This window comes from Nocardia sp. NPDC003345 (assembly GCF_053589395.1).
Genome location: NZ_JBSFRU010000281.1, coordinates 1 through 8881, shown reverse-complemented (window position 1 = coordinate 8881; position 8881 = coordinate 1). Strand labels below are relative to the sequence as shown.

At 66.0% G+C, this 8881-nt stretch carries 9 protein-coding genes; all 9 read right to left on the bottom strand.

Going from position 1 to position 8881, the window contains the following annotated elements; translation table 11 throughout:
* Positions 1-49: 49 nt before the first annotated feature.
* A complete protein-coding gene (locus ACWDU1_RS24880) occupies positions 50-2605 on the bottom strand; it encodes an ATP-dependent Clp protease ATP-binding subunit (RefSeq protein WP_450002007.1) in 2556 nt (851 codons plus the stop codon).
* Positions 2606-2889: 284 nt separating this feature from the next.
* Positions 2890-3513, bottom strand: coding sequence for an FHA domain-containing protein (locus ACWDU1_RS24875; RefSeq protein WP_450002006.1), 624 nt, complete (start codon positions 3511-3513; stop codon positions 2890-2892).
* 247 nt (positions 3514-3760) lie between these two features.
* Complete coding sequence (locus ACWDU1_RS24870) at positions 3761-4120, bottom strand: histone-like nucleoid-structuring protein Lsr2 (protein WP_450002004.1); 360 nt, start codon at positions 4118-4120, stop codon at positions 3761-3763.
* A gap of 118 nt (positions 4121-4238) precedes the next feature.
* The gene (gene lysS, locus ACWDU1_RS24865; RefSeq protein WP_450002008.1) at positions 4239-5705 is read right to left on the bottom strand and encodes a lysine--tRNA ligase; all 1467 of its coding nucleotides are present in this window, start codon (positions 5703-5705) and stop codon (positions 4239-4241) included.
* A gap of 300 nt (positions 5706-6005) precedes the next feature.
* The gene (locus ACWDU1_RS24860; RefSeq protein WP_357428690.1) at positions 6006-6428 is read right to left on the bottom strand and encodes a rhodanese-like domain-containing protein; all 423 of its coding nucleotides are present in this window, start codon (positions 6426-6428) and stop codon (positions 6006-6008) included.
* A gap of 8 nt (positions 6429-6436) precedes the next feature.
* Complete coding sequence (locus tag ACWDU1_RS24855) at positions 6437-7051, bottom strand: cysteine dioxygenase (protein WP_450002003.1); 615 nt, start codon at positions 7049-7051, stop codon at positions 6437-6439.
* A 189-nt stretch (positions 7052-7240) separates the two neighbouring features.
* Entirely contained in the window at positions 7241-8035 is a 795-nt protein-coding gene (locus tag ACWDU1_RS24850) for a type III pantothenate kinase (RefSeq protein WP_450002001.1), read from the bottom strand.
* A gap of 20 nt (positions 8036-8055) precedes the next feature.
* Complete coding sequence (gene panD / locus ACWDU1_RS24845; protein WP_357428688.1) at positions 8056-8475, bottom strand: aspartate 1-decarboxylase; 420 nt, start codon at positions 8473-8475, stop codon at positions 8056-8058.
* 5 nt (positions 8476-8480) lie between these two features.
* Positions 8481-8881: pantoate--beta-alanine ligase (locus ACWDU1_RS24840; RefSeq protein ID WP_450001999.1), on the bottom strand; the 401-nt coding region annotated here is incomplete at its 5' end.

Sequence of the window (8881 nt, the reverse complement as noted above, 5' to 3'; positions counted from 1 at the left end):
GCCTGCCCACCGGATATCCGGTGGGCAGGCCCTTTTCGTTATCGACTTTCTACTCGCCCGAGGCGGCCTCGGCCGGGCCCTCGGACGCACCGGTCAGCACGACCTCCGGCTTCTTCTCACCGTCGTCCTTGGTGAGCTTGGCCTTCGGGGTGAAGGTGAAGCGGGCGTCCTCGCCCGAGCCTTCGCCGTCCCAGCCCTCGACATCGACCACCACGTTCTGGCCGGCGCCGATCTCGCCGAAGAGGATCTTCTCCGACAGCTGGTCCTCGATCTCGCGCTGGATGGTGCGACGCAGCGGGCGGGCGCCGAGCACGGGATCGAACCCGCGCTTGGCCAGCAGGCTCTTGGCCCGGTCGCTGAGCTCCATCGACATATCCTTGTTCTTCAGCTGCACGCCGACGCGGTTGATCATCAGATCCACCATCTCCACGATCTGCTCCGTGGTGAGCTGGTGGAAGACGATCACGTCGTCGATACGGTTGAGGAACTCCGGCCGGAAGTGCTTCTTCAGCTCGTCGTTGACCTTGAGCTTCATCCGCTCGTAGTTCGAGCCCTCGGCATTGCTCTGGGTGAAGCCCAGACCCACGGCCTTCGAGATATCGGAGGTACCGAGGTTCGAGGTGAAGATCAGCACCGTGTTCTTGAAGTCCACGGTCCGGCCCTGGCCGTCGGTGAGGCGGCCGTCCTCGAGGACCTGCAACAGGGTGTTGTAGATCTCCTGGTGGGCCTTTTCGATCTCGTCGAACAGAACCACGGAGAACGGCTTGCGGCGCACCTTCTCGGTGAGCTGGCCGCCCTCTTCGTAGCCGACGTACCCGGGAGGGGCACCGAACAGCCGCGAAGCGGTGAAGCGGTCGTGGAACTCGCCCATATCGATCTGGATGAGCGCGTCGTCGTCGCCGAACAGGAAGTTCGCCAGCGCCTTGGACAGCTCGGTCTTACCGACACCGGACGGGCCGGCGAAGATGAACGAACCGGACGGACGCTTCGGATCCTTCAGGCCGGCGCGGGTACGGCGGATGGCCTTGGAGACGGCCTTGACCGCGTCTTCCTGGCCGATGATCCGCTTGTGCAGCTCGTCCTCCATACGGAGCAGACGGGTGGTCTCCTCCTCGGTGAGCTTGAAGACGGGGATACCGGTCCAGTTGGCCAGCACCTCGGCGATCTGCTCGTCGTCGACCTCGGCCACGACGTCCAGATCACCCGAACGCCACTGCTTCTCGCGCTCGGCCCGCTTGGCGACGAGCTGCTTCTCCTTGTCGCGCAGCCGCGCGGCCTTCTCGAAGTCCTGCGCGTCGATCGCCGATTCCTTCTCCCGGCGCGCGTCGGCGATCTTGTCGTCGAATTCGCGCAGGTCCGGCGGGGCGGTCATCCGGCGGATACGCATCCGGGCACCGGCCTCGTCGATCAGGTCGATCGCCTTGTCCGGCAGGAACCGGTCGTTGATGTAGCGGTCGGCCAAGGTGGCGGCGGCGACCAGGGCACCGTCGGTGATGGACACCCGGTGGTGCGCCTCGTAGCGGTCGCGCAGACCCTTGAGGATGTTGATGGTGTGCTCGACGGTCGGCTCGCCCACCTGCACCGGCTGGAAGCGGCGCTCCAGGGCGGCATCCTTCTCGATGTACTTGCGGTACTCGTCGAGGGTGGTGGCGCCGATGGTCTGCAGTTCACCGCGGGCCAGCTTCGGCTTCAGGATCGAGGCCGCGTCGATGGCGCCCTCGGCGGCACCCGCGCCGACCAGCGTATGCAGCTCGTCGATGAACAGGATGATGTCGCCGCGGGTGTTGATCTCCTTGAGCACCTTCTTCAGGCGCTCCTCGAAATCACCGCGGTAGCGGCTGCCCGCGACCAGGGAACCCAGGTCGAGGGTGTAGAGCTGCTTGTCCTTGAGCGTCTCGGGGACCTCACCGTTGACGATCGCCTGGGCCAGGCCCTCGACCACGGCGGTCTTACCGACGCCGGGCTCGCCGATCAGCACCGGGTTGTTCTTGGTGCGGCGGCTCAGCACCTGCATGACCCGCTCGATCTCCTTCGAGCGGCCGATGACCGGGTCGAGTTTGCCCTCGAGCGCGGCCTGGGTGAGATTACGGCCGAACTGGTCGAGCACCAGCGAGGTGGACGGGGTACCCGTCTCGCCGCGGGCGCCGGATTCCACGGGCTCCTTGCCCTGGTACCCGGACAGCAGCTGGATGACCTGCTGGCGGACCCGGTTGAGGTCGGCGCCGAGTTTGACCAGTACCTGGGCCGCGACACCCTCACCCTCGCGGATCAGGCCGAGCAGGATGTGCTCGGTACCGATGTAGTTGTGACCGAGCTGCAGCGCCTCGCGCAAGCTCAGTTCCAGCACCTTCTTGGCACGGGGGGTGAACGGAATATGCCCGGACGGGGCCTGCTGGCCCTGGCCGATGATCTCCTCGACCTGGCTGCGGACGCCCTCCAGCGAGATTCCGAGCGACTCCAGGGACTTGGCCGCGACACCTTCACCCTCGTGGATCAGACCCAGCAGGATGTGCTCGGTGCCGATGTAGTTGTGGTTGAGCATCCTGGCCTCTTCTTGGGCCAGGACGACGACACGCCTCGCGCGGTCGGTGAACCTCTCGAACATCGCTCCCTCACTCTCCTGCTCCGGACTCTATGGCCGGCCGGTGCCGTGGTGTGTCGTGGACAACCGTCGGGTTCAGCCTGCCATGTAGGCCAGGGGTTGCGGCCCCCGCCTCCCACTCTAGTTGGCAGGGGATTACACCGCCGCCGGTCCACCCTAATGATCTGCGGCCGTTGGCAGGGTTATTCACTCATAACGCCGGTACCCACGGATTGGTTTCCCATTCCGGTTTTGCCCAGAGCGAACACAACCCGCTCCCAGCCCCGGGGAGGACAGCGGGCCGGGGATCAGAGGTCGCGATCGCTGATGAGGCCGCTGCGCATGGCCAGCGCGGCGAGTCGCACCCGCTTCTGGTTCTGCGGCAGATCCTCCACCCCGAACTTGGCGAACAGCGCCCGCAGATGGGTCTTGACCGCGTCCACACTGAGGAAGAGCTCGTCGGCGATCTGCTGGTTGGAGGCGGGGGCGGCGAAGCCCGCATCGCCCTTGTACGGGCGGCACAGGGCCACCAGGACCCCGCGCTGGGCCGCGGTGAGCGATCTGACGGTGGGGATGGAGGCGCTGGAGGCCCGGGTGGCGTCGTCTGCCACACCGTTGAAATCGTGGAAGGAGACCAGGGACGTGCCGACCCGGATGCGGTCGCCCGGCATCAGCCGGCGCCTGCCGTGCAGGCGCTCGCCGTTGACGAACGTGCCGTTACGTGAGAGGCCGTCATCGACGATGGTCCACTGGGCGGCGAGGTATTCGACCGCCGCGTGCAAGCGCGAGACCTCGGCATCCCAGCGCAGCGAGAGGTCCGCGCCGGCCGAGCGGCCGATGGTTATCCGCTGCCGATCCGGGCTGAGCATCACCTCGCGCCGGCGGCCTTCGTCATCGGTGAATCGTAGGAACGAGCCGACGGATCCGGTCACTGCGCCGATACCTCACCTCTCCATACCGGCAGCACCTGCCGAACCACGAACCCCCCGAACTGCGTCGCGCAACGAGCCCGGCCGGACCTGTCTATGGTGCCGGGCGAGCGGGCGCCGGAGCAAGGTGGAACTCCGCCGGGCGCAGTAACCCCGGCGCACAGCGCCGGGGCCAGCGGTAATTCCAAATCGCTATCGAGAAAGACCAGCCGCCGTCGGGTAAAGCCTGGTACGGCGGTTGAAAGAAGAACTATCCCTTCGAGGCCTTGTTGTACGCGTCGGTGATATCGGCGGAGATACGCCCCCGCGCGGAAACCTTGTGACCATTCCGGCGTGCCCACTCGCGAATTGCCGCGCTTTGTTCGCGGTCCATCGTGGCGCGCGCCTTGGTGCCCCCGGCGGCGGCGACAGCGGACTTCACGCGGCGCCGGCCGCTCACCCGGCGAGCGCTGGTAACCCACTGCTCCAGTTCGTCACGGAGCTTCGTCGCATTCGACGACGACAGATCGATCTCGTACGACACCCCATCGATTGCGAACTCGATGGTCTCGTCCGCGATGGACTCACCGTCGACATCGTCGATCAGGCTAACGGTGACCTTCTTTGCCATGAGATGAACGTCCTCTCGAAATCGTGCGACCCGCCAAAAACAGGCCGATTACCCGAGGCAAGAATACCTCGAATTCGGAAAATTCCAAGACGAGCGATCGGCTATGCAAACCGTTCGCTCAACGGCCGGCCGGCCGAACTATTGGGAACAGTATCGTTTCGCGGATTCCCAATCCGGTGAGTGCCATCAACAACCTATCGATTCCCATACCCGTTCCGGTCGTCGGCGGCATCCCGTGTTCCATCGCGGCGAGGAAGTCTTCGTCGAGCACCATTGCCTCGTCGTCACCTGCCGCGGCCAGCCGGGCCTGGTCCACGAACCGTTCCCGCTGGATCACCGGATCCACCAACTCCGAATAACCCGTAGCCAACTCGAAGCCACGGACATACAGATCCCACTTCTCCGTGACACCCGCCCGCGACCGGTGCTGCCTGGTCAGCGGGGAGGTCTCGACCGGGAAATCGCGGACGAAAGTCGGCACGTACAGCTTGTCGCCGTAGGTGTGCTCCCACAGTTCCTCCACGAGTTTGCCGTGACCGTAGCCCTTGCCCGCGGGAATTTCCAGACCGACCCGATCGGCCAGCTCCAGCAATTCCTGAACAGTTGTTTCCGGGGTGACCTCGACCCCCAGCGACTCCGATAGCGACGGATACATCTCGACGGTTGTCCACTCGCCGCCGAGGTCGTATTCCGACCCGTCGGCCAGGGTCACGACCTGGGTTCCGAAAGCTTCCTGCGCGACTTCCTGGATCAATTCTCGAATCATCCGCGCGGAGTCGTCGTAGGTGCCGTACGCCTCGTATGTTTCCAACATCGCGAACTCGGGCGAATGGGTAGAATCGGCGCCCTCGTTACGGAAGTTGCGATTGATCTCGAAGACGCGCTCGATACCACCGACAACGCAGCGTTTCAGAAACAGTTCCGGAGCAATGCGCAGGTAGAGATCCATATCGAGCGCATTGGAGTGCGTCCGGAACGGGCGGGCGGCGGCCCCGCCGTGCAGCGTCTGCAGCATCGGCGTCTCGACCTCCAGGAAGCCCCGGTTCTCGAGTGCGTTACGCAGCGCCCGGACGACCGCGACCCGGGTCCGGGCCATATGCCGAGCCTCCGGACGCACGATCAGGTCGACATAGCGCTGCCGGACGCGCGATTCCTCGCTCATCTCCTTGTGTGCGACCGGCAGCGGACGCAGCGATTTGGCGGCCATCGACCAGGTATCGGCCATGATGCTCAGTTCACCGGTCCGCGACGAGATGACCTCGCCGTGGACGAAGACCATATCGCCGAGGTCCACATCGGTCTTCCAGGCCGCCAGCGCGTCCGCACCGACGCCGTTCAGGCTGATCATCGCCTGCAGCGTGGTCCCGTCACCCTCCTGCAATTGCGCGAAGCACAATTTGCCGGTATTCCGCATGAAAATGACCCGGCCCGCCACACCGGCCTGCTGTCCGGTGGCGGTATCGGCGTCGAGATCCGGATAGGCGGCGCGGATTTCGGCCAGCGTATGCGTACGCGGCACGACGACCGGATAGGCCTCGCCACCGTCCGCCAGCAACCGCTCCCGCTTCTCCCGCCGGATCCGCATCTGCTCGGGGACGTCGTCGACTTCCACGGAACGGCTCGCTCGCCCCGCGGGAACAACGCCCGCGGAGCCGCCGGATGACGAGGAGTTCGGGTTGCTCACAGCGAACCACCCTAGCGTGCACGGCAAATCGATTCGTCGGCCGCCCGCCCTCTACCGCGCGATATCGAATCCGCGGCACAGCGCGCGGCTACCCGGGCACCGAAAAAAGACCATTCGGTAGCTTCGAATTATTCCGCGAAACGTATGGCGGCACGGAAATCTATTGTCGTTCTACCGCATTCGCCACCGGCGGGCGAGAATTCAGAGAACTGCCAGCGAGCGCACTTCCCGGGTGAAGTGCGCGGCCCCGGTGGCGACCGCGCGCATCCCGGCGGCCTCCAGCGCACGGTAACCGCCGACCAGATCGGTCGCCCGGTGCAGGCCCAATTGACGCAACGACGCCGCGGCCAGACTGGAGGTATAACCTTCCGAGCACAACACGATCCATTCCACATCATGATCGGTGGCCAGCGCCAAACGCGCCGAACTGCTGGGGTCCAGCCGCCACTCCAGCACATTCCGCTCGATGACCAGCGCACCCGGCAGAGTTCCCTCCCGGTTTCGCTGCGCGACGGGCCGGATATCGACCAGGATCGCGCCCCGGGCGAGCGCGGCCGGCAATTCCACGGGATGGATACGCCGCAACTGCGAGCGGGCGTTGTCGAGCATCTGATCGATGGTCAGTCGCGACATCAGAGTTCACCTTCGGGCTGGTCGGTGAGGACGGTACGCGTACGGCGCAGACTGCCGTGCCCCGTCACTTCGTAATAGGACATGGCGGTGAGCGGGGGTGAATAGGCGTGCACGCTCAGAGTGGGATCGAGAGGCCCGGCCGAGCCGGAAATCGAGATCCGGTCGGGAGCACGTACGACATCGTGCACCCAGCCGATCGGAAACGCGGCCTGATCGCCGGCCGACAGCACCCGGTGCCGCAGCTCGGTTCCATTCCAGCGGTATTCGGCCAGGGCGCCACTGAGCACCGTGAGGGCACCCAGAGAACCGGCGTGATCGTGTAATTGCGTGGATTTGTCCGGCGTCCAGCTGATCAGCCAGATATCGATCTCGTCGTCGGAGACGAGGCGGGCGGCCCATCGATCGACGGCCGGCCAGCGGCCGTCGGCGGGAAGGAGGTGATCGTAGCGACCGGAGAGTACGTCCTCACCGGTTTCATCGGTGAGCCGCAGCAGGTCGGCGGGCCGGAGCCGGGTCGGCAGGGCCGGTGCGATGGGACGATCGGGGATCGGATTCGTGTCCGGGACCTCGCGGACCACGGGCCGCACCACCGACGAGAGAACAGGGGAACGCATGAGCGCATCTCCAGGGGAAGAGTAAGGATCGAGGACTTCACGAATGCCTCGAACCGTCGAGGCGCGTCAGCCTCGACAACACTCCTGGGTACGCATGCGGTTCAGCACACCGAGAGCTTAGCAACCCCGGGCCGCCACGACCATATCCGGCACAGCGGAATAGGTCACACGGTCCTACGGGCGCCTCGGTCAGCCGCGGGGCCGCCGCTGATTGCGCTCGTAGACGAGCTGTAGACCCGTCAGCGTGAGATGCGGCCGGTGGTGTTCGACCGTTTCGGATTCACCGATTATCAGCGGGGCGGCGGCGCCGGTGGCCACCACCGCGACATCCGGCCCGGAGAATCCGTCGATATCGTCGCGGATCCGGTCGATCAGCCCGTCCACCAGCCCCGCGAAACCGAAGATCGCCCCGGACTGGATGCATTCGACACTGTTCTTGCCGATCACCGAACGCGGGCGGGTCAGCTCGACCCGGCGCAGTGCCGCCCGCTCGATCAGCGCCTCGGTGGCGGTCTCCACCCCGGGCGCGATCACCCCGCCGAGGAACTCGCCCTTCGCCGAGACCAGGTCGACACAGATCGACACCCCGAAATCCACCACGATCGCGGCCGTACCGTACTCGTGAAAGGCGGCCAGACCGTTGACGATCCGGTCGGCGCCCACTTCCTTCGGGTTGTCCACCAGCAGCGGGATACCGGTGCGTACGCCCGGCTCCACCAGCACATGCGGCACATGCTCCCAGTAGCGCTCCAGCATCAGCCGCAGTTCCCGCAGCATCGGCGGCATCGTGGACAGGCCGGCCACGCCGGACACCAGGTCCAGATCGGAGCCGACGAGACCGCGCAGATTCATCGCGAACTCGTCCGCCGTGTGCAGCGGATTGGTGTGGATCCGCCAGTGCCGCACCAGTTCGGCCTGCGGACCGGTTCCGGCGATCAGGCCGATCACCGTGCTCGTCGTCCGGACGTCGATGGTCAGTAGCATCGCGCGGGGCTGTCCCGCGCTCAGACCAGCGACAGGTTACGAGGGCTGATCAGGTCGGAGCCCTCCGGCGCGTGCGCCGGATCCGAGCCGAGTTCCACCGCCCGGTTCCGCGAATCCACGAACACCACCTTGGGGTCGTAGTTGCGCAGTTCGGCCTCGTCCATCATCCCGTAGGCGATGAGAATCACCAGGTCACCGGGATTCACCAGATGGGCGGCGGCGCCATTGATACCGATCACCCCGGAACCGCGCTCCCCGGCGATCACATAGGTCTCGAGCCGGGCACCGTTGTCGATATCGACGATGCAGACCTGCTCACCCTCGAGCAGATCGGCGGCGTCGAGCAGATCCTGGTCCACGGTCACCGAACCCACGTAGTGCAGATCGGCATGGGTCACGGTGGCCCGGTGGATCTTCGACTTCATCATGGTGCGCAACATCACCATCACCTCTCTGTATGGAATTGCGGGGCCTGCGGCTCCGCGGAGTTGGGGGCTCCGGTGGTTCCGGCGTCGGGGTGGCCGTCCAGTTCCGCGCCCATGCGGACGGCGGCGTTGTCGATCAGGCGGGTGCTGCCGATGCGGGCGGCGACGAGGAGCCGGGCGTTCCCGGTCTCCGGGGCCGGGCCCAGGTCGGCCCCCCGCAGTTCGAGGTAGTCGAGCCCGATCTCGGGGGCGGTGGCCAGCACCGCGCGAGCGGCGGTGAGCACGGCGTCCGCGCCGTCCGCGCCGGCACGGGCGCCGGCCAGCAGGGCCGCGGACAGGGTGGTGGCGAGTTCACGCTGGTCGGGTTCCAGATAGCGGTTTCGCGACGACATCGCCAGGCCGTCGGCCTCGCGGACGGTGG

Excerpts from the sequence above, each read along its gene's own strand:
- panD (WP_357428688.1), bottom strand. The coding sequence starts at position 8,475 with ATGTTGCGCACCATGATGAAGTCGAAGATCCACCGGGCCACCGTGACC.
- ACWDU1_RS24850 (WP_450002001.1), bottom strand. The coding sequence starts at position 8,035 with ATGCTACTGACCATCGACGTCCGGACGACGAGCACGGTGATCGGCCTG.
- ACWDU1_RS24855 (WP_450002003.1), bottom strand. The coding sequence starts at position 7,051 with ATGCGTTCCCCTGTTCTCTCGTCGGTGGTGCGGCCCGTGGTCCGCGAG.
- ACWDU1_RS24870 (WP_450002004.1), bottom strand. The coding sequence starts at position 4,120 with ATGGCAAAGAAGGTCACCGTTAGCCTGATCGACGATGTCGACGGTGAG.
- lysS (WP_450002008.1), bottom strand. The coding sequence starts at position 5,705 with ATGCGGATCCGGCGGGAGAAGCGGGAGCGGTTGCTGGCGGACGGTGGC.
- ACWDU1_RS24880 (WP_450002007.1), bottom strand. The coding sequence starts at position 2,605 with ATGTTCGAGAGGTTCACCGACCGCGCGAGGCGTGTCGTCGTCCTGGCC.